A 24,373-nucleotide genomic window follows, 5' to 3' on the forward strand; every position below is an offset into this window, starting at 1 on the left:
TGCCATGCAGGCCGACGTCATCGGCACCGGGTGTGCCTTTCCGCTGCGGGTCCAGCCCAACGGCCGACTCGCCATGATCAGTGGTACCGCCCTGCTGGAGCAGGCGATGTGCGTGATCCTGGCGACCTACCCGGGCGAGCGTCCGATGCGCCCGGAGTTCGGCTCCCGGCTGCGGGACTTCGTCTTCGAGCCGGTCACCGGGCAGACCCGGCGGGCGGTGGCGGTGGAGGTGCGCGCCGCGTTGGAACGCTGGGAGACCCGGGTCGAGATCGACGACGTCACCGTCACCGAGGACCCGGCCGGTGGTGACGGGCTGCTGCACATCGAGGTCCGTTACCGGGTACGCGACACCGACGAGCCCGGCACCCTCGGGCTCAACCTGCAGACCCTGCCCGGGGACCGGGAACTGACCGGCTCGGGGGTGCTCGGCTGATGGCACTGCCCGCCCCCGACCTCGACGACCGGGGCTTCGACGACCTGGTCGGTGACGCCCGCCGGTTGATCGCCGACCGCTGCCCGGAGTGGACGGACCTGCACCCCGCCGATCCGGGGATCACCCTGATCGAGACGTTCGCCTCCCTGACCGACCAGCTCATCTACCGGCTCAACCGGGTGCCCGACCGGCTCTACGTGAAGTTCCTGGAGCTGATCGGGGTACGCCTGGTGCCGCCCACGGCCGCCCGGACCACCCTGACGTTCTGGTTGTCCACGCCGGCCCGCGCCACCCAGCTCGTCCCGGCGGGGACCCGGGCGGTGACCGTCGCCGACGGCGGGGACCCCCTGGTCTTCGCCACCCTCACCGACCTCGCCGTGCCGCCGTGCGCGCTGACCCAGCTGCGGGTCCGGACCGCCGACGGGGTCACCGACCAGACCGGCGCCCTGGAACTGGGTGGGCCGGTGGTGGCGTTCTCCCCGGTGCCGCAGCCCGGCGACGAACTGCTGATCGGGCTGGACCGGCCGGTGGGCGGCTGCGCGGTGCGGCTGGAGTTCGAGGGCCGGGTCGACGGTGTCGGGGTCAACCCGCTGCACCCGCCGCTGCGCTGGGAGGCGCGCGGTGCCGACGGTTGGCTCGACTGTGAGGTCGGGTTGGACGAGACCGGTGCGCTGAACCGGCCCGGCGCGATCCTGCTGCACGTGCCCGACGGGCACCAGGCCAGCCTGGTCGACGGGGTGCTGGCCGGCTGGCTGCGGGCCCGGGTGGTCACCCCGCAGGAGGGGCAGCCCGGCTACAGCGCCTCACCGGTGGTCCTCGGGCTGGCCGCGAACACCGTCGGCGGCACCACCGAGGCGGTGCACGCCGACCTGGTGGACGACGAGGAGTTCGGCGACTCCGAGGGGGTGCCCGGCCAGCGGTTCACGCTGACCCGCCGGCCGGTGCTGGCCGGCTTCGGCGACCCGGTGCTGGAGGTCAGTTCCGACGACGGCTGGCAGCGGTGGTCGCCGGTCGAGCACTTCGCCGGTAGCGGCCCCGGGGACCGGCACTTCCTGCTCGACGGGGTGGCCGGTGAGGTGGTGTTCGGCCCGGCCGTCCGGCAACCCGACGGCACGTTGCGCCGCTACGGCGCGGTGCCGCCCCGGGGCGGCCGGCTGCGGCTGCGCCGGTACGCGGTCGGCGGCGGCAGCCGGGGCAACGTCGGCGTCGGCGCGATCACCGCGCTGCGTGCCTCGATCCCGTACGTGGCGGGGGTGGAGAACCGGCACCCGGCCAGCGGCGGGGTGGACGGCGAGACCCTGGACGAGGCGCGTCGCCGGGGCCCGTTGACCCTGCGCAGCCGCAGTCGCGCGGTGACCGCCGAGGACCACGAGGTGCTGGCCCGGGAGGCCGCCCCGGAGTTGGCCCGGGTCCGCTGCGTGCCGAGCAACGGGGACGGGCCGCCGGTGGCGCGGCTGCTGGTGGTGCCGGCAGCCCCCGCCGAGGAGGGGCGGCTGCGGCTGGAGGACCTGATCCCGGCCGAGTCGAGCCTCGCCCGGGTGGCCGGCCGGCTGGACGAGACGCGGCTGATCGGCACCCGGGTGGTCGTCGAGCCACCCCGCTACCGGGGGGTGACCGTGGTGGCCCGGGTCGTCGCCCGGCCCCGGGTCGTCGTCGAGCGGGTCCGGGAGGAGGGCCTGGCCGCCCTGTACGGCTTCCTCAGCCCGCTGGCCGGCGGTGGCCCGGACGGTCAGGGCTGGCCGTTCGGGCGTCCGGTGCAGGCCGGTGAACTCTTCGCCGTGTTGCAGCGGGTACGCGGGGTGGAGCTGGTGGAGGACCTGCGGCTGTTCACCGCCAACCCGGTGACCGGTGAGCGGGGCACCGAGGCCGGCCGGATCGACCTGGAACCGGACAGTCTGGTCTTCTCCTTCGACCACCAGCTCCGGGTGGAGGAGCACTGATGCGCGGCCCGGTCGACGTGGCGATGCCGTACCCGATCGCCGGTTTCCTGCCCGCCCTGTTGCAGGAGGACGACCTGCTGGTGCGCTGGACCGAAGGGCTGGACCAGGTGCTCGCACCGGTGGTGTCCACGCTGGACTGTCTCGACGCGTACCTGGACCCGTGGTTGGCCCCGCCGGATTTCCTGCTCTGGCTCGGTGCCTGGGTGGGTGCCCACCTCGACGAGAACTGGCCGGTGGATCGGCAACGCGCGATGGTGGCCGGCGCGGTCGCCGCGCACCGGCTGCGGGGGACGGTCGCCGGGCTGCAGATGGCCCTGGAGCTGGCCACCGGGGGTGAGGTGGAGGTCCTCGACTCGACCGGGGTGTCCTGGTCGACCCGGCCGGAGCCGTCGTCGGCCGCGCTGCCGCCGGCCCGGGTGCACGTACGGGTGTGGGTGGCCGAGCCCGGGAGGGTCGCCGGGCACGCCCTCGACGAGTTGTGCCGCGCGGTCGTACCGGCGCACGTGACGACGACCCTGGAGGTGCTCGACCGTGATCATCTGTCGTGAGTGCGGGAACCACAACGGTGACGCGGACACCTTCTGTGGTTCCTGCGGCAGCTTCCTGGAGTGGACCGGCGAGAAGACCGCGCCGAAGATCCCGGTCGAGACGGTACGGGAGGCCGAGCAGGAGTTCCGGCAGAAGCCCACGCTGTTGCAGCGCATCGCCGGGGTGATCGCACCGGCCCCGGGTGGCTCCCCGGTCGACGAGGGTGTGGTGCGGGTCGGTGACGGGACGGGCCGGGGGTCGGCCGGTGGACCGCCGGGTCTGCGTCCCGGCCCGCCCGGGGTGCGTCCGGGGCCGCCTGGCGCGGGTCCGCCCGGAGTGCGTCCCGGTCCGCCGGGGACGACACCGCCCGGGGTGCGTCCCGGGCCACCCGGCCTGAGCCCGCCCGGGGTGCGTCCCGGTCCGCCGGGGACGACACCGCCGGGGGCCGCTCCGGTCCGCCCGGGTCGGGTCCGCCCGGGTCGCGGCCGGGTCCGCCGGGGTCGGGTCCGCCGGGCGTGCGCTCCGCCCCGCCGGGAGCCGGCTCTCCGGGGCGCGGCCCGCACCCCGGGGTCACGCCCGCCGGGGGCCTGCCGCCGGGTGCTGCCGGCGGGTCGGCCGCGCAGGTCGTGGCGGGCGACGGGCCGGCGGCGGTGACGGTGCCGTCGCGCCGGCTGCCACCGCCACCGCCGGGCGTGCCGGCGGCCCGGCTGCCGGACCGGGCGGCCCGCCCCGGTCCGCCGACGTCCGGCCCGGCGGGACTACCCGGTGGTCCGCCCGCCCCGCCAGCGGTCGACGGGTCGGCCGGCACCGGCGCGGCGTCCACCGCCGCGTCGTCGGCGTGGGACGGCACCCCGGACACCACCGCGTCGGAGGTCGCGGTGCCGCCGCGTCGGCTGCCGCCACCGCCACCCGGGGTGGCGGGTGCCCGCCTGCCGACCGCCCCGGCCCGCCGTGACCCGCGCGCCGCGCCGCACACCAGTGCCCTGGTCGCGGCCGAGGGCCCGGCCGACCTCGCGCCGCCCGGGTCGACCACCACCGGCGGGCGGGTCGGCGCGCGGCGGGCGACCACCGCCGCGGCGACGACCGGACCCGGGGAGGTCAGTCCGCAGGCGGTACGCCCCCGGGCGGCGACCGTCGGCCACCAGCCGCCCACCCGACGCCTGCAACCCGGTGACCTGGTCTGCGGCGAGTGCGGCGAGGGCAACGTGCCGACCCGCCGGTTCTGTAGCCGGTGCGGGGACTCGCTGCGTACCGCCGAGGTGGCCCGCCGCCGCTGGTGGCAGCGCCTGCTGCCGCGACGGGGCCCCCGGGTCACCGCCGCCGGGGCCCGCCCCGGCACCCCCGGCGGTGGCGGGGCGGGTGGGGTCGGCGGCGTGCTGCACTCCATCTACCAGCGGTCGAACGCGGTCGCCGCGGTGCTGCTCTTCGCGATCGGGGTGGCCTACCTGATCTATCCGCCGCTGCGGGAACGGATCAACGGTGCGGTCTCCGGGCCGGTGACCGGGGCGCGGGACTGGGCCGACCGGAAGATCAACCCACGGTTCGTGGCCGTCCGGCCGGTCGAGGTGACCGGCGGCGCGTCGGTACGGGACCACGGGCCGGCGCTCAGCGTCGACCAGTACCGCAACACGCACTGGCAGGTGCGCTGGGACGCCGAGAAACCGCCGACGGTCACCCTGCGCTTCGCGGCCGAGGTCGACCTCCAGCGGCTCATCGTGACCGCCGGCACGGCCGAGGACTACACCGCGTCGCACCGGCCGAAGACCCTGCACCTGGTCTATTCCACCAACCGGTCGGACACCCTGGCCATCGAGGACACCGGGGAACCGCAGACGCTGACCCTCGACGGGGCCGACGGGGTCACCAGCGTGCAGATCCAGGTCACCGACGTGCACCGGGCCGAGAAGGGCACCGACGTGACGGTCAGCGAATTCGAGTTCTTCGCCCGGGAGTGAGCGTGCCGGGCAGCGGGTGACGCCGGGGCGCGGCCCCGGGGAGCGGCACCTGACAACCACCACCACCGTCGGCCAACGGGCCCGACGGTCCCACGTCGGAGGTGTATCCGTGACAGAAGTCGCCATCGCCCTGAACACCACCGCGAACATGATCGGGTTCGCGCAGGGGCAGGCCAAGGGGCTGACAGACGGGGTGTTCCAGGTCAGCGGGTTCAGCAACGCCGGCTTCCCGACGGAAGTGCCGCTGAACCAGTTGATCTCACCGGCGCCGATCGCCGACGGCCAGCTCGTCATGGTCCGGGGCGGCCAGTCCCGGCAGCACGTCTACTGGCTGCGTTACCTGCGCCGGGGCATCGGCGTCACGGACAAGAAGCGGGTCTGTGTGGAGCTGCTGGTGCGCTTCACGACCTTCGACTACGTGCCGAAGGTCGGTGACGACGGCCCGACCGCGCAGGAACGGGCGGTCCTGCGTGACTACCCGTGCTGGGGGATCACCGACCTGAGCGTGTCGCTGATGCCGACCGGCCGGGGGCGCAACCCGTTCAACAAGTTCAACGAGTCCGGCAGCCTGACCTTCGACGCGGCCGTCGCCAACGACGGTATGCCCCACCTGCGGATCAACTACCGGGTGCAGCACCAGGCGAAGAACCTGCTCGGCGCACCCCTCGGGTTGAGCCACAACGACGCCGGCGCGTTCCTGGTGCACAGCAACGGCAGCTTCGAGATCAACCACGGTGAGGGGCGTACCGACAAGCACTTCCGGATCACCCCGCTCAGCGGCAGCGTGCACCAGCGCCCGACCCGGGTCGACCAGGTCGGCCAGGCGGGCACCACCACCGTGCTCAACGCCCAGCGCATCGAGCTGGGCGGGATCGACCACGGTGGCCGGATGCTCGACCCGCACGAGTACCGGGGCATGCAGGTGATCGGCTTCGAGCGGATGAACGGCCCGAACACCATCACCGTCCTTAACAACGGCCAGCAGCCGGTCGTCGCCTCGGCGGCGGAGGCCGACGGGCACGAGGCGGCGCTGCGACTGGAGTACGTCCGCGACGGTGCCGTGCTGGGCCGGAAGGTCCGCACCAAGATCAGGGCGTTGCTGCTGCTGCGTTTCACCCTGGTGCCCTACCTCACCGCACCGGACGACCAGGGCAACCGGCAGATCGTCTACGTGAACGGGGTGCGGTACACCGCCTTCCGCGACGTCTCCCTGCGGGTGCTGGAGGTGGGGCGCGGCGAGGCGGCGGTGGTCGGGGAGAAAGGCGAACGGTACGACGTCGACGCGGTCAAGAACCGGCACCACGAGGAGTCGACGCTGTTCTTCGGGCCGTACGTCGAGGAGGTCGAGGGGCAGGTCGGCGTGCAGCTCAGGATCGACTGGGCCGCCGAACACGCCGGTGCCGAGGGCCGCTCCCGCAGCCACCGCAACAAGGGTCAGTTCCGGCTCGGGGTCAACCAGTCGGGCAGCCCGGTGCTGCGCCTGCTGGACGCCGACAGCAACAAGTACTTCACCGTCACGGGCTGAGCGGGAGACGAGCGATGAACTATCCAGAGAACTTCGACACCACCGGCCCGGCCGGTCTGGACGACTCGTACGCCTATCTGAGCTGGGCGGTCGTCAGTGCGCACCGGATCATCGCCGAGCAGCCGGAGACCGGCTGGGAGCTGCTGCCCGACCTGCTCGGACAGGGCTGGGGCGACCCGGACTGGTACCAGCGCAACGGTTGGCTGGCCGACTTCTACGACACCGTCTACCACCAGGCCAGTTCCCTCACGCCGGTGCAGGTCTTCGCCGTCGACGAGCTGGGTGAGCCGGCGGCGGAGATGGCCCGGATGATCGACTCGGTGACCCAGCACTGGGTGGCCGCCGCCCATCAGGCCGCCGAGCAGGACCAGCAGAGCTACGACGAGCAGGCTGACGACCAGCACCCGTACGACGGTCAGGCCCACGACGGGCAGGCCTACGACGAGTCGGGCTATGACGGGCAGGCCTACGAGGGGCAGGCCTATGACGGGCCGGCCTACGAGGGGCAGGCCTACGAGGGGCAGGCCTATGACGGGCCGGGCCTCGACGGGTCGGGCGGGTCGGCGTACCCCGTCGAGCAGCCGGAGCCGGACGCGTCGTCGCCGGAACCGCTGGCCGACCTCGACCCGGCTGCCGCCCGGGAGGTGCTCGACCGCGTGCTGGACGACGAGGTGGACGATCTCTCCGAGGCCGACCAGCGGGTCCTGGCCACGGTGCTGACCGACGAGAAGTTCCAGTACCTGGCCCGCGAGTACGACCTGGTGTGACCGCCGACGCCGGGCCGGCACCCCGCCTGCCGGCCCGGCGTCCGCCCCACCCCACGGACCCACCGGTCACCGCCACGACCCCGGACCCCCGACCGGGCGGACAGAGGGAAAGCACGCCGTGACCACCATCGAGTACGAGCCCGAGGAACTCTCCGGCAACCGGTTCACCGTGACCGGCTTCCGCGACGCCGCCCTGCCGGTCGGGGAGTTCCTCGCCGACGAGTTGTGGCCGGACGAGCAGGACGGTGCGGTGTGGCTGGACCGGGGCACCCAGACCCGGCGGCACTGCTACTGGCTGCGGTACCGCTACCGGGGCCCGGGTCCGGGGCACCCGAAGCTGGTGGCGGTGGAGCTGGTGATCCGGTTCAGCACCTTCCCCTACCAGGTCCGACCCGGCACCGACCGGTATTCACCCCGGTCGACGCTGCCGGTGCCGGGCCTGTGGGGCATCGAGGATCTCAGCATCTCGTTGCGGGACACCGGGGCCGGCGGTCGGAACCCGTTCAACAAGTTCAACGACGCCGGTCAGCTGGTCTTCGAGCCGGAGATCGGGTTCGTTCCCGCCGCCGGCACGGGCGTCGCGGTGCCGGCGATCCGGGTCGTGCACCGGGTGCGGCACGTGGCCAACCCGATCGTCGGGGACGGGTACGCCCCCGGGCACGAGGAGACCGGGGCGCTGACCGTGCACAGCGACGGCGGGATCACCCTGGAGCCGGCGTCCGGGACGCCCGGGTGCTCGTCGTGGCGAATCGTCCCGGTCAGCGGGTCGGTGCACGACCGGCCGATCGTCGGGGCCGAGCCGCCACCCGGGCGCAGCCTCACCGTCTACCGGGCGACCGGCGTCACGGCCCCGCCACCGGTCACCGCGATGCGGGTGTCGACCGGTCGGGCCCGCCGGGGCGCGGTCGAGGTGCAGGGATTCGAGCGGGTCGCCGGCCCCGACCAGATCGGGGTCTGGCACACCGGTCACCCCCGCTGGTACAGCGCGTCGATGGGCGGCGACATCCGCGACGACGGGATGATCGTGGAGTACGCCCGCGCCGGTGACCGGGGTGACGACCGCCGGGCCGGCCGGGTCCGGGCCCGCCTGGCGTTGCACCTGCGCACCTGCTGCTACCTGATCGAGCAGAACGAGTTCGCCGACGCCGTCGTCTTCCACCACGGCCGCCGGCACCCCGGCTTCGTCGACGTGTCGCTGCGTCCCCTGCCCGACGACGGCGACCCTACCGGGGCCGCCGCCCCTACCGGGCCGGTCGGGTCGCGGCTGCGGTTCGTCCCCGAGTGGTACGAGGGCACCGACGACGAGGTGCCGGGGTTGCTGGTCCGCTGGTCCGAGGAGGCGGTGGGCCCGGCAGCCGACCCCGCCGTGCCGGTCGGTGGCGCGTTCCTGATCACCGTGGACGCCTCCGGCGGGCCGGTGGTCCGTTTCGCCGACGAGCAGACCTACCAGCATCTGACCGTGTTGAGCTGAGCGGAGACAAACTGTGCCTGGTCGGATACGGCTGACCGGATACCGGCCCGACGAGCCGGTGGGTGACGCCTTCACGGTGACCGGGTTCGGCGGCGCGGGCTTCCCGGAGCAGGCGACGCTGCGGGAGTTGATCTCCCCGGCGCAGCCCCACCTCGCCGGCACCATCATGGTCCGTGGCGACCAGCAACGGCAGCACTCCTACTGGTTGCGTTACCTGCGCCGTCGATCCGGCCCGGCCGGCCCGAAGCGGGTCTGTGTGGACCTGCTGGTCCGGTTCAGCACCTTCGACTACGTGGTGGCCGACGTCGGGGTGGGGGCGCTGGTGCTCCGACAGAGCGCGCTGTCGCACTTCCCCTGCTGGGGGATCACCGACCTGAGCGTGTCGCCCCATGCCGTCGAGGCCGGCCGTAACCCGTTCAACAAGTTCAACGAGGTCGGCTCGCTGGTCTTCACCGCCCGGCTGGAGGCCGCCCACGGCACGGTGCCGGCGATCCGGGTCGGCTACCGGGTGCACCACGAGCAGACCACGGTCGGGGGAGTCCGGTTGACCCCGGAACACGACGAGGCGGGTTCGTTCCTGGTGCACAGCGACGGTCTCTTCGAGGTGGCCGACCAGTCGCTGGCCACCCGTACCCACTTCCTCGTCACCCCGGTCAACGCGGGGGTGCACGACCGGCCTGCGGTGCCGGTGCACGCCGCCCGCCGGCCCGGCGGTGGCCGCCCGGCGTGGCACGCGACCGGGCTCACCGCCGCGCCGGCCGAGCTGCCGCAGGCCCACCCCACGCCCTACGTCGACGACACCGTCACGGTGACCGGTTTCCAGGGCCTGGACGGTCCACAGACCCTGGCGGTACGCGACGCCGCCGGTCAGGCACGGTCGGCGATGCTGCACTTCGCAGCCGCGGACCCGGGTGCGGTGCTGCTGACCTACCACGGTGGGCCCGCCCTCCGGGGGACGGTCCGGCTGCTGCTGGGGCTCCGGTGCACCATGCACCGCTACCTGGTCGCCCCGGCCGGCGTCCACCGCAGCGTCACCCACCGAACCGTCGGGGACGATGTCGGCATCGACGCCCACTACGGTGACGACCCGACGGCCAACCGGGAGTCGTGGCCGGTGCTGTGGCACCGGGGGCGTCGGCACCTCGGCTTCCGGCAGGTCACGCTGCTGGTGGCCGGGGTCGACGGCGGACCCGGCCGGGGCGGCCCCGACGCCGTACGCAACAGCACCGGATCCCCGGTACGGCTGGCCCTCACCCCCCGGTGGGAGCCGGGCGGTGACGACCGGGGGCCGGAGCTGCGGATCAGGTGGCACGCGTCGCACCAGGACGACGCCCCGGTCGAGGGCCTGCTGGCGCTCGGGACCGACGACGGCGGCCGGCCGACCCTGACCCCGCTGGACGACGAGAGCCGCCGCCACTTCACCGTCACGGGCTGACCGGCAGGTCCTCGTCGACCACCGGGCGGACCCGCCGGGACAGCTCGGTGATCTCCCGCCGGTACGCCGACTGCTGGGCGGCGTCGACGCCACCGGCCGGGCCGAGCGCGACCAGCAACCGCAGCGCCCGGACCTGACCGAGCAGGTGCCCGGTCTCCCGGTGGGTGGCCAGCGCCTCCTCGGCGGTCCGCGCCGAGGTCACCGGGTCGGTGTTCCGCATCGCCTCGGCGGCGGCCACCAGGGCGTGCCCCTCCCAGACCCGGTAGCCGGCGGCGCGGGCCACCGTCCGGGCCTGCCGGGCCAACGCGACCGCCTCCGTCGGGTCGGTGTCGCCGAAGACCTCGGCCAGCCCGATGAGCGCCTCGACCTCCTCACCCCGGGCACCACCGGCCCGGGCGAGTTCGAGTGCCCGCCGGTGTTCGATGGCCGCCGCCGGGTCGCCGTTGCGCTGGTGGATCGCGCCGCGCACGTTGCGGGCGGCCGCCTGCTGGGCGGTGTCGCCGATCAGGTCGGCGAGGGCCAGCGCCTCGTCGGCCAGCTTTGTCGCCGGGCCCAGGTCGCCGGTCTGCACGCGCAGCGCCGCCAACCGGCGCAGGCTCTCCGTCTCGGTGGGCCGGTAGCCCGTCCGCCGGCTGAGATCCAGCGCCTCCCGCAGGTGGTCGAGAGCCTCGCCATGCTGGCCGAGGGCGTGCTGGACCTCGCCCAGGTTGCTCAGGCTGATCCCGGCGCTCATCCACATCCCGGTGCTGCGGGTCAGCGCCAGGGACTGCCGGAAGACCTCGGCTGCCTCGCGGAGCCGCCCCATGTCCCGGTAGATCACCCCGAGGTTGCCGAGGCTGGTGCTGAGCCGTTCGGGACCGCCCAGGCGTTCGTGGATGCTCACCGCCAGCCGGGTCAACTCGGCCCCCTCGGCCAGCCGGCCGGCCCGCAGGTGCAGCAGCCCACAGGTGCCGTACGCCGCCGCCAACCCCTCGGGCCAGGCCGCCCGGTGGGCCGCGTCGATCATCGCGGTGGCGTGGGACAGACCCACCGCGTACTCGCCACGGCGCAGATGCAGGCTGGCCAGCCCGAGCCGGCTCGCGGCCTCACCGGCATGGTCGCCGACCTGCTGTGCGGCGTGCAGTGCGCTGGTCGCGGCGACCAGGCCGTCGCTGTGCGGGCGGAACTGGTAGTAGCCGCGTAGCGCGTCCGGGATCCGCCAGGCGGCCGGGTCGGCCCCGTTCTCGGCGGCGTGCGCGATCACCCGCATCAGGTTGGTGTGTTCCTCCTCCAGCCAGGCCATCGCCCCGGCTGAGCTGGGAAACGGGGACCCACCGGGGTGCGGTTCGGCCCCGTCGGGTGGCAACCGCACGAGGTGGGGATAGATCGTGGCGGCGGCGGCGTCGGTGCGCTGCCGGTACCAGCCGTAGAGGCGTCGGATGGCGGACCGCAGTTGCCCGGCGGGGTCCTCGGCGGTGGCCCGCTCCAGGGCGTAGAGCCGTAGCAGGTCGTGGAAGGCGTACCGGCCGGGGGTGACCTGCTGGACGAGGTGCGCGGCGGCGAGCCGGTCCAGCTCGTGTGCGGCGGTCGGCTCACCGATCCCGGCCAGGGCGGCGGCGGCGGTCACCGTGACGTCCGTCCCCGGCGCGGTGCCCAGCAGCCGGAACAGCCGGCGGGCCGGGGCGGGCAGCGCGGCGTACGACAGGTCGAACGCCGCCCGGACGGCCGCCTGGTCGTCTCCCTCGACACGGAGGCCGGCGAGTTGGTTACCGGCGGTCAGCCGGGCGGTGTGCGCGCTGATCGACTGTTGGGGCTGGTCGATCAGGTTGGCGGCGGCGATCCGCAGGGCCAACGGCAGCCGGGCGCAGACCGTCGCCAGTTCGGCGATCTCACCTGAGCGGGCCACCCGGTCGGGCGGGATGATCCGGGTGAGCAAGGTGCCGGCCTCGTCCACGGTGAGCACGTCGAGGTCGAGGCGGCGTGCTCCGTCCACGGCGACGAGCCCGCTGAGCCGGTCCCGGCTGGTGACCAGCGCCAGGCAGCCGGCGGCCCCCGGCAGGAGCGGGCGGACCTGGTCGGCGCTGGCGGCGTTGTCCAGCATCACCAGCATCCGGCGACCGTCCAGCATGGTGCGGAACAGCGCGGCGGCCTGCCCGGGGTCGACCGGCACCTGGTCGGCCGGCACCCCGAGCGCGTGCAGGAACCCGGCGAGGGCCTCCGACTCGCGGACCGGGCTGGCCGTCGAGTAGCCACGCAGGTTGACGTAGAGCTGCCCGTCTGGAAAGTGCCGGCGGACCCGGTGCGCCCAGTGCACCGCCAGGGCGGTCTTGCCGACCCCGGCCATCCCGGTGATGGTGGAGATGACCACCGGCCCCCGGGCCGCCGTCGCCCCGACCAGCAGCGCGTCGAGGGCGGCCAGTTGGGTGCTGCGCCCGGTGAAGTACGCGACGTCGGGCGGCAGCTGCGCCGGTGACCGGTGGCGCGACGGTGGGGTCGGCTGCGCCACCTCGGGCCGGCGGGGTGCCACTTCGGTCAGGCGGGGTGCCGGCACGGTGCCGGTCACCGGCCCGCCCGGGTGGGTGACCATCCGGGGCAGGTCCTGGCGCAGGATGCGCAGCTGTGCCTCCCGCAGTTCCGGGCCGGGCTCCACGCCGAGCTGTTCGGCGAGGCGGTCGCGCAGGTTGCGGTGCAGGGCCAACGCGCGGGCCTGCTGGCCGCAGGCGGCCAGGGCGAGCATCAGCCGGGCGTGCACCTGCTCGTGCAGCGGTTCGTGGCTGGCCACCGCGTGCAGTTCCCGGACCGCCCGGTCGGGCAGGCCCAGGTCGACGGCGAGCGTGGCGTAGGTGACGGCGGTGGCGATGCGACGTCGGTTCAGGGCGGCGGCGGTCGGGTGCTGGGTCAGGCTCGGCGCCGCGTCGGCCAGCACCGGCCCCCGCCACAGCGCCAGTGCCCCGGCCAGTCGGTCCAGGCTCGGCAGGTCGCCCGCGACGCTGCCCTCGGCGCGTTCGATCGCGGCGGCGAACCGGCTCAGGTCGAGCTGGGCGGGGTCGACCCTCAACCGGTAGCCGCCGCCGACGTGGGTGATGGTGGCGGCGGGGCCGCCGGGCTGGTCCAGCACCCGACGCAACCGGGCGACGTAGGTGTGGACGAGGTTGAGGCAGCTGTCCGGCGGGTCGTGGCCCCAGAGCACGTCGACGATCTCGTGGCGGGACACGATCGCGTCCGGGTGCAGGGCGAGCAGGCCGAGCAGCATCCGTTGGCGGTTGGAGCCGAGCGTGACCGGTTCGACGCCGACCTGGATGCGCAGCGGCCCCAGCACGTCGATGCGCAGGGTCGGTGCCGGCGTGGCGACGGGTGGCGCCGGGCCGGGTGGCTTCAGCTGCGGCGGACCGACGGCGGCGGCGATCCGCCGGAGGGACTCGGCCCGGGGGTTGCGGACCCGGCCCTGCTCGATGTCGCGCACCGCCCGGACGCTGATTCCCGCCCGTTCGGCCAGCTGCTCCTGGGTCAGTCCGGCACCCAGTCGTCGTCGTCGGATCTCACCACCGCTGTCGGCCATCAACGGGCCTCCCTGTCATGGCTGCGCGTCCGTCCCACCAGCGCTGCCAGCACATGATTCTGCCGGTTGACCGGTCGGATGACCATGATCTTCGCCACTGAATCACCGGGCTACCCGCAGGTCAAACCTGCCGATGGGGCAGGGCCGTCCGCCCTTGGGGGCAACGGTTCTGCCGGTTCTGCCGGTGCCCCCATCGTTCACTTGTGGACGCACGGGCATTTGAGCAGCTCAAAACGTTGTCACCCGGCAAGGATGTCTATCTGCCGGCGTCCAGCCGGCCTCCAGTGCGCGACCGACCGCCGTCTCTACCGTGGACGACGGGCACCGCCACCACCCGCTGGCCGGTGTCCATCTCGGCGAAGCGACTCCCACCCGGTCACGGAACCGCTCGGCACCGGCCTCCGGACCACCGATCTGCCCCTGCTGAGCGTCAGCCTGGCAGCCGACGCCCGCCTCAGCCCGGAAGCTAAGGAACCGCCATGAACGGACGTGCCCAGACCTACATCCGTACCCCCGACCCGATCTCCACGGCCGGGATCACCGCGGCGCTGCGTGGCCGGGCCGAGATCGAGGTCGTACCCGCGCAGATGATCACCGCCGAGACCGTCGGTGTGGTCGCCGCCGACACCCTCGACCGGGACACGCTCGACGTGCTCAGGGCCGTGCGCCGGTTGGGCTGCCGGCGCTTCGTGCTGGTCGCCACCGTCGAGTCGGACTCGGCGCTGATCCCCGCCGTGGAGCTGGGGGTACGCGCCCTCGCCTCACGCACCGAGGCGACCGGCCACCGGCTGGCCCAACTCGTGGTCAGCACCGCCTCCGGCGGGGCGGCGATGCCTCCGGAGGTGCTCGGTCTGCTGGTCAAGCAGGTGACCCGGCTCCAGCAGACGGTGCTCGCCCCGCGCGGCATCGACGTCAACGGGCTCTCGGTGCGGGAGAGCGAGATCCTGCGGCTGGTGGCGGACGGGATGGACACCCGGGAGGTGGCGACCCGGCTGAGCTACTCGGAGCGGACCGTCAAGAACGTGCTGCACGACATCACCAGCCGGTTCCAGCTGCGCAACCGCACCCACGCGGTAGCCTACGCGGTCCGGGAGGGGCTGATCTGACTGCCGAGGAGGACCCGACGTGCCGCACGCACGCACCGACGAACGTCAGGTGACCCGGGACGACCTGGGCGCCTGGCTGATCAAGGGCAATGCGGACCTGGTCGACCTCGCCGGCCGGTTCGCCCGGGACCCCCGGGTGACGGGCTGGTGCGTACGCCCCGGCTACCGGGCCCGGCTGATGCGGGCCGGTCAGCCCGTGGTGTTCTGGGCCAGCGGCAGCCGGGGTCGGTTGCCGTACGGCGTCTGGGGGGATCGGCCGGCTCACCGGCGAGCCGGTGCCCGGCGGGGAGGCCCGCGCGCCCTGGACGGTGCCACTGGACCTGACCGTCCTGCCCGAGCCACGACGGCTGCACCGGGACCGGTTGCGCGCCGACCCCCGGTTGGCCGGGCTGGAGGTGTTCCGCCAGCCACAGGCGGCCAACCCGTCGTACCTGACCCGGGCGCAGTTCACCGCCCTCGCCGACCACCTGCCCGAGGCGGCCGACGTGGTGTCCGGCGCTACCAGCGCACCGGTAACGTGGTGACGACCCCACCCACCTCCCGCTCCGCGATGGGGAACGGCCCGTCGGTGGCGAGGCGCAGGCCGGGCAACCGGGCCCGCAGCCGCTCCAGCCCCACCGCCAGGATCGCCCGGCCGAGCCGTCGACCCGGGCAGTAGTGGCGGCCCCCGCCGAACCCGACGAACTTCGGGCCGCTGCGGTGCGGCAGGAGCGCCTCCGGCTGCTGGTAGACCTCCGGGTCGTGCAGTGCCGAGATCCAGGCGAGGAGCACGGCCGTGCCCCGGGGCACGGTGCCGGAGGGCAGCACGAGGTCGGTGGTCGCGGTCCGCAGCGCGGCCACGTTGCCGGCGTACACCAGGCGGAGCAGCTCGTCGGCCGTCGCCGTGGGGTCGGTGCCGTGCCGGACGAAGGCCCGCCAGTCCGCCGCGTCGTCCCCCAGGAGCCGTAGCATCGCCCGGCCGAGCACGGTCGCCGGGGCCTCGACCCCCGCCGACAGCATCAGCCTGGTCAGGCTGACCAGCTCGTCCGTCGAGAGCCGGGTGGCGGTGTCCGGTGGGTCGACCAGGTCGGCCAGCAGCGCGGCGTCCGACCCGCCCGTGACGACCCCGCGTACGTATGCGCCGAACTCGGCGACGAGCCGGGCCCGTTCCTGCGGCGTGCCGGGATGCGAATGGGTGTACGCCCCCGACCAGCGGCGGATCCTGTCGCAGTCCTCGGGCGGAATGCCGAGCAGCCGCGTGATCGTCAGCAGCGGGAGCCGGTCGGTGTACCCGACGACGAGGTCACCGTCGCGGCGGCCGTCGGCGGTCATCGCGTCCAGAAGGGAGCCGGCCACCTGCCGGACCACCGGTAGGTGGGCGGCGACCCGCGCGTGGTCCATCGCCCGGGTGGCGACCCGGTGCACCGCCGTGTGGGACCGCTCGGACTGGTTGATGAGCAGGTCCGGGTCGTAGAGGAAGTTGGGTTCGCCGCTGCGCCGGGGAGCGTCGGCGAGCAGGTGGTTGCGGGACAGCGCGGGGCTGGCGACGGCGGCGGCGACGTCGGCGTGCCGGACGAGCAGGATCGCGCTGTCGCCGCTGGGCAGCCGGACGCGGCCGAACGGGCACTGCTCGCGTCGGCGGGCGAAGTCGGCGGCGGGAGCGAGCCCCGACGCGGGCGGCAGCGGGAATGCGGGGAGGTCGTCGTCCATCAGCGCTCCTTCGATCGGCAGACGTGGGTGTGGGCACCGCCCGACGCGGGCACCGGCCTCGCCGGGGGTCCGGTGGCGCGGACGCCGCCGGTAGGCAGGGGCGCCGGTCCGCCGCCGGGGTCACCGCTCGACGAGTCGGGCCAGGTGGGTGAGGCCGGATCTGGTCGCCGCCGCCGGCAGGCCGAAGTCGATCAGGCAGGCGACCTCGTCCACGCCCGCCTCGGCGAGCCGGCGCAGGGTACGGGCGCAGGTCGGCACCGAGCCGAAGAGCCCCCGTTCGGCCAGGAACCGGTCGAGCACCCGGCCGATGAGGAAGTCCGCCTCGTCCTCGGTGATCGTGGAGTCGTGGAAAGGGGAGCCGGGCAGCATCCCCGCCACGAGGTCGAGCGAGGACCGCAGGTAACGGGTCATCGGCTCCCGGGCCAGGGCGGACACGCCCTGGTCGTCCGGCCCGACCAGGGTGTGCAGCATGAGGGTGACCCGGCCCTGCCCGGGGTGCAGCCGCCGGTACCGCCCGATCTTGGTGTGCAGCTCGTCGAGGCTCTGGGTGAGCAGGTGGGTGAGGACGCCGACGCCGAGCCGCCCGGCGAGTTCGAAGGTGGCCAGGTCACCGGCGCTGGTGATCCAGACCGGCAGGTCGGCCTGCACCGGCTTGGGGAACACCTCGACGTCGACGCGACCGCCGGTGCCGTCGGGACGTGGCGTGGTGCCGCCCCGCCACAGGGCACGCACCTCGTCGATCAGCTCCGGCAACGCCGACCTGCGGTGCGGGTACCGGTCGGGGGCGAGGACGAAGTCGACGGCGTGCCAACCGGAGGCGAACGCGACCCCGGCCCGGCCGTGGGAGATCCGGTCCACGACCGCCCACTCCTCGGCCACCCGCAACGGGTCGTGCAGGGGGAGCACGACGCTGCCGGCGCGGACACCGACCCGCCGGGTGACCGCCGCGACGGCGGCACCGGTCACCGCCGGGTTCGGGTAGGGGCCGCCGAATTCGTGGAAGTGCCGCTCCGGCGTCCAGACCGCCGCGAAGCCGTGGTCGTCGGCGAACCGTGCGCTGTCGAGCAGCAGGTCGTGGGCGTCGTCGGCGCTGGCGGAGAAGAAGAACAGGCTCAGGTCCACGGGGGCGGCTCCTCCTGCGGCCGGACGAGGGTCGCCTGCGGCGCGGTGAGGCTGCGGTCGAGCACCACCAGGATCCGGTCGATCAGGGCGTCGGCCCGTCGGCGTGCCCCGGCCGACGCCGGGAACTGGAACGTGACGTGGGTCTGCTCGCCGTCGGCGATCATGACGTGCAGGGCGTTGCGGGCGACCCCGTTGAACGCCGACCAGTCCACAGTGGTGGCGACGCCGGCGAAGACCGGGCCGGGGGCGATCCGCCGGTAGCTGACCGAGACGGCGGCGGTGGCCAGGAACGGCCGTGTCCCGGGCCGGCACATCGCCAACGGGACCGTCCGGTGGGCGTACAGCTCCCGCAGGCCGGCGCGGACGGTCGTCAGCGCCGCCGCGTACGAGCCGGTCGGTGGCGTGGGGAGGGTGAGTGGAAGCTCGTTGACGTACATGCCGATCCGGTCCGCCTCGGCCGGCGTACGCACCGACAGCTCGATCGCGATCGAGGTGGGCCCGTCGTCGGGGGCGAGGCAGTTGGCGAGCACGGTGAGCAGCAACTCGAACCGGGTCGCGTCCAATGCGACGGCCGCCTCGGCCAGCCTCGTACGGGTCCGGGGGGTCAGCGCGCGGACGACCGTGTCGCCGGGGCGTACCCCGCCGTCGCGGGGCAGCTCGACAGGTCGTGGGGGGTTCCGCCACCAGTATTCGGTGGCCGCGACGACCAGGTGCTCCGGCGGCGTCCGGTACCCGGGTTCGGCCGGCTGCGCCGCCACCGCCGGTGCGTCGGGGCCGTAGCGGTCGGCCAGGTCCCGCAGCAGGATGTCCTTGGACCGGCCGTCGACGATCAGGTGGTGGGCGGCCAGGACGAGCACCCCACCTCCGTTCGGGAGGGGGAACCACCAGACCCGGGCCAGCGGCCCGGCCGACAGGTCGAACCGGGTGCGGCAGGCCCGCTCGACCCGCTCGCGGACGGTCCCGCCGGCGGCGGGTTCGACCGCGAGCGTCAGCGGGTGCTCGCCGACCGCCAGCCAGGGCAGGCCGTCGAGGTTGTGGCAGCCGGCGGTCAGCAGCGGGTGCCGCGCGGCCAGCGCCGTGCAGGCCCGCGCCAGCCGGCCCACGTCGACCGGGCCGCGCAGGTGGGCGGTGACCGCGACCGTGTACGCCGACCCGAGCGCGACCAGCTGCTCGTTGAACCAGATGCCCCGTTGCAGCGGCGAGGTCGGCACGAACTGCGTCACGGTGACCCGGACATCCGGTCGGCGATCCAGGCGGCCTGCGCGGCCAGGCCCGGCCGGGCGTACAGCGCCGACACCGGCGTGGCGACCGCGAACTGGTCGGAGACGAGACGGGCCAGCCGCAACGCCGACATCGAGTTGCCGCCCAGGGCGAGGAAGTCGTCGTCGCGGCCCACGGCGGCCACGCCCAGCACGGTCGCCCAGATGTCGGCCAGTCGTCGTTCGACCACGGTCACCGGGGCGGCGGCGGGCGTCGATCCGGCCGGCGGGAAGAGGTCCCGCAGCGACCGGGTGACCACCTTGCCGCCGTCGTTGCGCGGCAACGCGTCCACACAGACGATCCGCTGCGGGATCTCCGCGCCGGACAGCCGGCCGGCGAGGAAGGCCCGCAGGTCCGCCGGTACGGCACCGGTACGGGTCACCAGCACGGCGGCGGGCCGTTCGCCCAACACCGGATCGGCGAGGGCGAGCACCGCGCAGTCCCGGACGTCGGGGTGCTCGTGCAGCGCCTGTTCGACAGCGAACGGCGAGACCTTCGTGCCGCCGGAGTGGATGGTCGACGCGGCGCGGCCGGTGAGGTGCAGGTAGCCCTCGTCGTCGAGCCGGCCGCAGTCACCGGTGCGGGTCCAACCGTCGCGGAACGTCGCGGCGTCACCACCGTCGAGGTAGCGGCGCGGTGGGGCGTCGGAGCCGATCCAGACCTGACCCACCTCGCCCGCAGCGACCTCCCGGCCGGCGTCGTCGGTGATCCGCACGGTGCCCCGACCGACCGCGTCCGGGCGTCGGCTGTCGAACACCATCGTCGTGCGGGCCGGCGCCGCCTCGGTCGAGCTGTAGGTGTTGACGATGGTGGCGTACGGCAGGGCGTCGCCGAGGGCCCGCGCGACGGCGGCGGGCAGCACGTCGCCTGTCGTTCCCACGAGCACCAGCGACGACAGGTCACGACGGTCGGGTTCGCCGGAGGCCAGCAGCTCCCGGGCCATCGACGGGACGAGGAAGAGGGTGCCGACCCGGAACTCCTCGACGGCGGCGCAGACCTCGGCGGCGTCGAACCGGGGCACGACGAGCGCGGCGGGTTCGGCGGCCAGGCCGGTGAGGAGCATGGTCTGGGCGGCGTTCGTCCCGATGGGGAAGGCGTGCAGGAAATGGCGGGAGTGCGCGAGTTGCCGCCGGCCGGGTGCGGTGTCGTGCCCGTGGGTGAGGTTGCCGTGGGTGGCGACGACCGCCCTGGCCGACCCTTCGGTCCCCGAGGTGAAGATGATCTGGGCCGCGCCGTCCGGGGTCGCCCGGTCGGGCACGGCGTCGGTTGCGGTCCCGGCCGGCCCGCGCTGCCAGCCGCCCAGCTCCGGGGGGACGGCGCAGCCTTCCCGGATGATCCCGACCGCCCCGGCGACTCTGACCCGCTCGACGAGCTGTCCCGGCGGGAGCCGGGCCGACAGCGGCACCGCCACCCCACCGGCCCGCAGCACGCCACAGAACGCGGTGGCGTACCCGAACCACTCCCGCTCGTCGAAGAGCAACGCCACCCGCTGGCCGACCCGTAGCCCGTCGTCGACGAGCGCGGCGGCGAGCGCGTCCGCCGACCGGTCCCACTGCGCGAACGTCAGCGTCGCGCCGTCGGGGTGGCACAGGGCGACGGCGTCCGGTGTGTCCGCCGCCCGCTGCCGCAGCAGGCCGGGCACGGTTGGTCCGCCGCTCATCGGGGGTCCGGTGTCCGGTCGGCGGCGACCGCCGCGATCCGCCCGATCGTGCCGGCCCGCACGATCTCCTCCAGGGTGAGCCGGATGCCCAGCCGTCGCTCGATCCGGAACGCGACCTGGGTGGTCAGCAGCGAGTGCCAGCCCACGTCGGTCAGGTCGTCGTCCAGGCCGACCCCGTCGACGCCGACCAGTTCCTCGACGATCGCGGCGATGGCGCGTTCGGTCGGGGTGTGCGGTGGTCGGGACCCGGCCGGTACCGCCAACCGCCGCCGGTCGACCTTCCCGGCGGCGGTGAGCGGCAGGGCGTCCACCACCACGACCAGGTCCGGCACCAGGTGGGCGGGGACGGCGCGGGCCAGGGCCGCCCGCAGCGCCGTACCGGAGGGTCGGTAGCCCGGTGTCGGTACGACGTGCGCCACGAGCGAGACCGGGCCGGCGTCCGCCGCGACGGCGGAGACGGCCGCCGAGCGGGCCCCGGGTAGCCGCAGCAGCGCGGCCTCGACGCCGGCCGGCTCGACCCGGAAGCCACGGACCTTCACCTGCGCGTCCAGCCGACCGAGCAGGTGGACGAGGCCGTCGGGGTCCCGGCGGCCCCGGTCCCCGGTGCGGTAGGACGGGCCGCCGTCGACCTGCCCGAACCGGGCGGCGGTGAGTTCGGGGGCGTCGAGGTAGCCGCGCGCCACGCCACGGCCGACGATGACGATCTCGCCCGGCTGCCCGTCGGCGACGACCCGGCCGTCGGGGTCGACGACGAGGACGTCGTATCCGGCTATCGGCCGGCCGATCGGGATGCGCTCGCCGTCGGTGTCCGCCCGGCTGACCCGGTGCAGGGTGCTGGCCACGGTGGCCTCGGTGGGGCCGTAACCGTTGACCAGTTCGCACCGGTCGACCCAGCGCCGCGCCGTGGCCGGTGCCAACGGACTGCCGACACTGAGCAGCGTCCGCAGCCGGGGAAGGTCGTCCTCCGGCAGGGAGTCGAGCACGGCGGCGGGCAGGACCGCGTGGGTGACGGCCCGCTCCGCGAGCAGCCGCGCCAGCGGCGCACCGACCAGTGCATCCCGGTCGACGACCTCCAGCCGGCAGGCGGCACCGAGGCCGAGGAGAAGTTCGAAGATCCAGCCGTCCGCCACCGGGCTGGCATGGAGCAGGACGCGGGCGTCGTCGCCGAGGTCACCGAACCAGCGCTGCTGCGCGGCCATGAGGTTGGCGACCGCGTCGTGGCCGATCATGACCAGCTTCGGGGTGCCGGTCGTGCCGGCGGTGGGGATGACGTACGCCAGCCCGGTCGGGTCGCCGGCAGCGGGCCGGCCTCCCGGTCGCGGTGGCCCGGCGGCCGGCCGCGTCGGGTCCACCTGGCGCATGCCGGGGGCCCGGTGCAGCACGGACGTCGACACGAGCACCGTGGCGTCCGCCGCCGTCGCGACCGACTGGTTCCAGGCCGGCGGGCTGGCCGGATCGAGGGGTAGCAGGACGCCCCCGCTGCGCCAGGTGGCGAGGGCCGCCGTGACGAGGGGAACGCCGCGTTCCAGGACGACCGCCACCACGGTCGCCGGCCCGACGCCGGCCCCGGACAGGCTGTCGGCGAGCACGTCCGCCCGCTGGTCCAGATCGGCGTACGTGACCTCCCCGGTCCGGTCGGCCAGGGCCACCCGGTGCGGGAACCGGCGGGCGAGTGCGGACACCCGGTCGCTCACCGGGACGACGTCCCTGTCGCGCAACGGCGACCCCCTCGTCGACTCACCTGACCATGGACGATGATCTATCCGTGAGGCTGTCACGACGGTGCGGGCCGGTCAAGGTGCAGCCCGCTGTCCGGCAGGTGCCTCCCGTTTGCCGGGCGGCACCGGGGAGTCCGGTGGGAATGGCGGCGGAATCGCCGTACGACCCGCTTGTCCCGTACGGCCGCGTCCGCCGTTGAATTCGGGGAAAGGTCCTTTCTGGCGAGGGCGCGGTCGACCCCGTCGCATACGCCGATCGCGCCGGTCGGCGATCGCTACCACGCTGACCTGCTGCTCGGCCCGCACGATACGGACCGGCGAGCAGGGGGAGTGATCGCCCGCCCGGATTTGTCTGATTGATGTTCGCCTTTCTCGATCTGCCTCGGTCCACTTAGGATGTCAGTCCTGATTCGTTCGAGGAGGCAGACATGCGCCGGTTCGGAAGTCGGATCACCTCGTTCCTCGTCGTCGCTGCGGTGACCTGCCTGGGGCTGGTCGGTGCCGCCGCGCCCGCCCAGGCGAAGGGGGTGATCGTCTTCGTCGCCTACTTCGACAACGCCGCCCACTCCAACCTGGTCGGCGGTTCGACCTTCAGCGAGTGCCCCGGCGACCCGAGCTACCACTGGGGCGCCTACACCGAGTTCCACGAGATCACCTCCGAGCCCTGCCCCTGACCGTCGATCGGCCGTCCCCGGGTGAGGTGGGTGGGGCACTGGGCCGGGCCGCCCCGGAGCCGACGGCGTCGGGCTACCGGTTCGTCGACCTGGCGGTCAGCCGGGGAGCTGGTCGACCCGGGTGAGGACCTGGTCGATCAGGCCGTACTCCCGGGCCTGCTCGGCGGTGAACCACCGGTCCCGGTCCCAGTCGGCCTGGATCTCGTCGAGGGTGCGCCCGCTGTGCTCGGCGATCAGCTCCTGCATGGTCCGCTTCACGTGCAGCATGTTCTCCGCCTGGATGGTGATGTCGGCGGCGGTGCCACCCATCCCCCCGGACGGCTGGTGCATCATGACCCGCGCGTGCGGCAGGGCGAACCGCTTACCTGCCGCCCCGGCGCAGAGCAGGAACTGCCCCATCGACCCGGCGAGCCCCAACGCCAGGGTGGCCACGTCGTTGCGGACGTACCGCATGGTGTCGTAGACGGCCATGCCGGCGCTGACCGAACCACCCGGTGAGTTGATGTAGAGATAGATGTCCCGCTTGCTGTCCTCGGCGGCGAGCAGCAGGATCTGCGCACAGATCTGGTTGGCCGAGGCGTCGGTGACCTCGGTGCCCAGGAAGATGATCCGTTCCCGCAGCAGCCGCTCGAAGACCTGGTCGCCGAAGGCCGGCTGCCCGCCGTCCAGCATGCGCACGTCGTACCCGATCATGGTGACCACCCTCCGCGTTGCCGGCGGGCGACCTCGCTCCGCCCGGGGACCGGCGGGTTCAGCCTGCACCGTCGGGCGGCCACCGCCCCAGCCTTTCTGCCCCCGGCAGATCCGCCCTCGGCAGAACCCGGCCGGCCTACCCGACCAGCAGCCGCCGCCGGCCCGTGCCGACCCGCCGCCGTCCCGGCACCCTGGCGGTACGCGCAGCGGGGCGGGCGGTCGACACGACGGCGACCACCCGGACGGACACGCCGACGGTCGTCGTCCCGAACCCGAATCCGAATCCGCCGACGGTCGTCATCCCGGTCCCGCCCTTGGTCGTCATCCCGGTCCCGGCGCCGCCGACGGTTGCCGTCCCGGCCCCGCCGACGGTCGTCCCCCAGGGCCCGGCCCTGCCCACGGTCGTCCCCCAGGGCCCGGCCCTGCCCACGGTCGTCCCCCAGGGCCCGGCCCTGCCCACGGTCGTCATTCCGGGTCCGGTTCGGCCCTGGCGGGCGGTCGGCACCCGGTCCAGTCGGGCGAGGCTCCCGCCCGGCGGCACGGGGACCCGACGCTCGACCCGGCGCAGCTCGTCGCGGGCCTCTTCGAGCAGGTCGGACAGGTTGATGCCGAGTGCCCGGCAGATCGCCGCCAGCACCTCGGAGGAGGCTTCCTTGCGCCCGCGCTCGACCTCGGACAGGTAGGGCAGGGACACCCCGGCGGCGGCGGCCACCTCGCGCAACGTGCGGCCCTGACGCAGCCGTACCCGGCGTAGCACCCCGCCGATCACCCGACGCAGCAGCGACATGCGGGCCTCCTCGTGGCCGGTGTCCCGGAACCCTCCCATCATGCCCCGTCGGCGGCCCCGGTGGGTCACGGC

The 24,373-nt window shown here is 74.3% G+C and carries 20 protein-coding genes; 12 read left to right on the plus strand and 8 right to left on the minus strand.

Annotated features, from left to right (window positions below; genetic code table 11):
• The first annotated feature begins 4 nt into the window (after window positions 1-4).
• The 9 genes from ACQP2H_RS03540 (at window position 5) to ACQP2H_RS03580 (ending at window position 10,054) form a co-directional block, all read left to right on the plus strand.
• Entirely contained in the window at window positions 5-433 is a 429-nt protein-coding gene (locus ACQP2H_RS03540; RefSeq protein WP_219466709.1) for a GPW/gp25 family protein, read from the plus strand.
• Window positions 433-2,373 (plus strand): putative baseplate assembly protein, encoded by a 1,941-nt coding sequence (locus tag ACQP2H_RS03545; RefSeq protein WP_219466711.1) that lies wholly within the window; start codon window positions 433-435, stop codon window positions 2,371-2,373. Before ACQP2H_RS03540 ends, ACQP2H_RS03545 begins: the two co-directional genes overlap by 1 nt.
• Window positions 2,373-2,921: a phage tail protein gene (locus ACQP2H_RS03550; protein ID WP_219466721.1), complete on the plus strand. Its 549-nt coding sequence runs from the start codon at window positions 2,373-2,375 to the stop codon at window positions 2,919-2,921. Before ACQP2H_RS03545 ends, ACQP2H_RS03550 begins: the two co-directional genes overlap by 1 nt.
• A complete protein-coding gene (locus ACQP2H_RS03555; RefSeq protein WP_433231049.1) occupies window positions 2,905-3,555 on the plus strand; it encodes a hypothetical protein in 651 nt (216 codons plus the stop codon). The genes ACQP2H_RS03550 and ACQP2H_RS03555 overlap by 17 nt, the downstream gene beginning before the upstream one ends.
• Entirely contained in the window at window positions 3,528-4,856 is a 1,329-nt protein-coding gene (locus ACQP2H_RS03560; protein WP_433231052.1) for an NADase-type glycan-binding domain-containing protein, read from the plus strand. Before ACQP2H_RS03555 ends, ACQP2H_RS03560 begins: the two co-directional genes overlap by 28 nt.
• A 109-nt stretch (window positions 4,857-4,965) precedes the next feature.
• A complete protein-coding gene (locus ACQP2H_RS03565) occupies window positions 4,966-6,381 on the plus strand; it encodes a hypothetical protein (RefSeq protein ID WP_363820512.1) in 1,416 nt (471 codons plus the stop codon).
• Between the two features lie 14 nt (window positions 6,382-6,395).
• A complete protein-coding gene (locus ACQP2H_RS03570) occupies window positions 6,396-7,148 on the plus strand; it encodes a hypothetical protein (RefSeq protein WP_433231054.1) in 753 nt (250 codons plus the stop codon).
• 118 nt (window positions 7,149-7,266) lie between these two features.
• Entirely contained in the window at window positions 7,267-8,619 is a 1,353-nt protein-coding gene (locus ACQP2H_RS03575; protein WP_219466729.1) for a hypothetical protein, read from the plus strand.
• 13 nt (window positions 8,620-8,632) lie between these two features.
• Window positions 8,633-10,054 (plus strand): hypothetical protein, encoded by a 1,422-nt coding sequence (locus ACQP2H_RS03580; protein WP_433231056.1) that lies wholly within the window; start codon window positions 8,633-8,635, stop codon window positions 10,052-10,054.
• Here the strand turns inward: ACQP2H_RS03580 and ACQP2H_RS03585 are convergent.
• A complete protein-coding gene (locus ACQP2H_RS03585; RefSeq protein ID WP_219466735.1) occupies window positions 10,044-13,592 on the minus strand; it encodes a BTAD domain-containing putative transcriptional regulator in 3,549 nt (1,182 codons plus the stop codon). The genes ACQP2H_RS03580 and ACQP2H_RS03585 overlap by 11 nt on opposite strands.
• A 479-nt stretch (window positions 13,593-14,071) precedes the next feature.
• On the opposite strand from ACQP2H_RS03585, the gene ACQP2H_RS03590 reads away from it, so the two are divergent.
• Together ACQP2H_RS03590 and ACQP2H_RS03595 are read left to right on the plus strand one after the other, a co-directional pair.
• A complete protein-coding gene (locus tag ACQP2H_RS03590; RefSeq protein ID WP_219466737.1) occupies window positions 14,072-14,698 on the plus strand; it encodes a helix-turn-helix transcriptional regulator in 627 nt (208 codons plus the stop codon).
• Between the two features lie 275 nt (window positions 14,699-14,973).
• The gene (locus ACQP2H_RS03595) at window positions 14,974-15,222 is read left to right on the plus strand and encodes a hypothetical protein (protein ID WP_433231060.1); all 249 of its coding nucleotides are present in this window, start codon (window positions 14,974-14,976) and stop codon (window positions 15,220-15,222) included.
• On the opposite strand, the gene ACQP2H_RS03600 is transcribed toward ACQP2H_RS03595, so the two are convergent.
• The 5 genes from ACQP2H_RS03600 to ACQP2H_RS03620 all read right to left on the minus strand — a co-directional run bounded on the left by ACQP2H_RS03600 (window position 15,197) and on the right by ACQP2H_RS03620 (window position 22,123).
• Complete coding sequence (locus ACQP2H_RS03600; RefSeq protein WP_433231062.1) at window positions 15,197-16,387, minus strand: cytochrome P450; 1,191 nt, start codon at window positions 16,385-16,387, stop codon at window positions 15,197-15,199. The genes ACQP2H_RS03595 and ACQP2H_RS03600 overlap by 26 nt on opposite strands.
• Before the next feature lie 120 nt (window positions 16,388-16,507).
• Window positions 16,508-17,509: a MupA/Atu3671 family FMN-dependent luciferase-like monooxygenase gene (locus ACQP2H_RS03605; RefSeq protein ID WP_219466751.1), complete on the minus strand. Its 1,002-nt coding sequence runs from the start codon at window positions 17,507-17,509 to the stop codon at window positions 16,508-16,510.
• Window positions 17,500-18,732 (minus strand): condensation domain-containing protein, encoded by a 1,233-nt coding sequence (locus tag ACQP2H_RS03610; RefSeq protein ID WP_433231065.1) that lies wholly within the window; start codon window positions 18,730-18,732, stop codon window positions 17,500-17,502. The genes ACQP2H_RS03605 and ACQP2H_RS03610 overlap by 10 nt, the downstream gene beginning before the upstream one ends.
• On the minus strand, window positions 18,729-20,429 hold the full coding sequence (locus ACQP2H_RS03615; protein WP_433231068.1) for an AMP-binding protein: 1,701 nt from the start codon (window positions 20,427-20,429) through the stop codon (window positions 18,729-18,731). Before ACQP2H_RS03615 ends, ACQP2H_RS03610 begins: the two co-directional genes overlap by 4 nt.
• Window positions 20,426-22,123 carry a non-ribosomal peptide synthetase gene (locus tag ACQP2H_RS03620; RefSeq protein WP_433231070.1) on the minus strand — a complete coding sequence of 566 codons (1,698 nt, stop codon included), beginning with the start codon at window positions 22,121-22,123 and terminating at the stop codon, window positions 20,426-20,428. Before ACQP2H_RS03620 ends, ACQP2H_RS03615 begins: the two co-directional genes overlap by 4 nt.
• Window positions 22,124-22,575: 452 nt before the next feature.
• Here ACQP2H_RS03620 and ACQP2H_RS03625 point away from each other — a divergent pair, with 452 nt between their 5' ends.
• Window positions 22,576-22,821: a hypothetical protein gene (locus ACQP2H_RS03625; RefSeq protein ID WP_219466765.1), complete on the plus strand. Its 246-nt coding sequence runs from the start codon at window positions 22,576-22,578 to the stop codon at window positions 22,819-22,821.
• A gap of 96 nt (window positions 22,822-22,917) precedes the next feature.
• On the opposite strand, the gene ACQP2H_RS03630 is transcribed toward ACQP2H_RS03625, so the two are convergent.
• Both ACQP2H_RS03630 and ACQP2H_RS03635 read right to left on the minus strand, forming a co-directional pair.
• Complete coding sequence (locus tag ACQP2H_RS03630; protein WP_208565766.1) at window positions 22,918-23,514, minus strand: ATP-dependent Clp protease proteolytic subunit; 597 nt, start codon at window positions 23,512-23,514, stop codon at window positions 22,918-22,920.
• A gap of 136 nt (window positions 23,515-23,650) precedes the next feature.
• On the minus strand, window positions 23,651-24,301 hold the full coding sequence (locus ACQP2H_RS03635) for a helix-turn-helix domain-containing protein (protein ID WP_363820486.1): 651 nt from the start codon (window positions 24,299-24,301) through the stop codon (window positions 23,651-23,653).
• Window positions 24,302-24,373: the final 72 nt, after the last annotated feature.

The sequence above is a fragment of the Micromonospora sp. CA-248260 genome (assembly GCF_050942205.1).
Classification (GTDB): domain Bacteria; phylum Actinomycetota; class Actinomycetes; order Mycobacteriales; family Micromonosporaceae; genus Micromonospora; species Micromonospora antibiotica.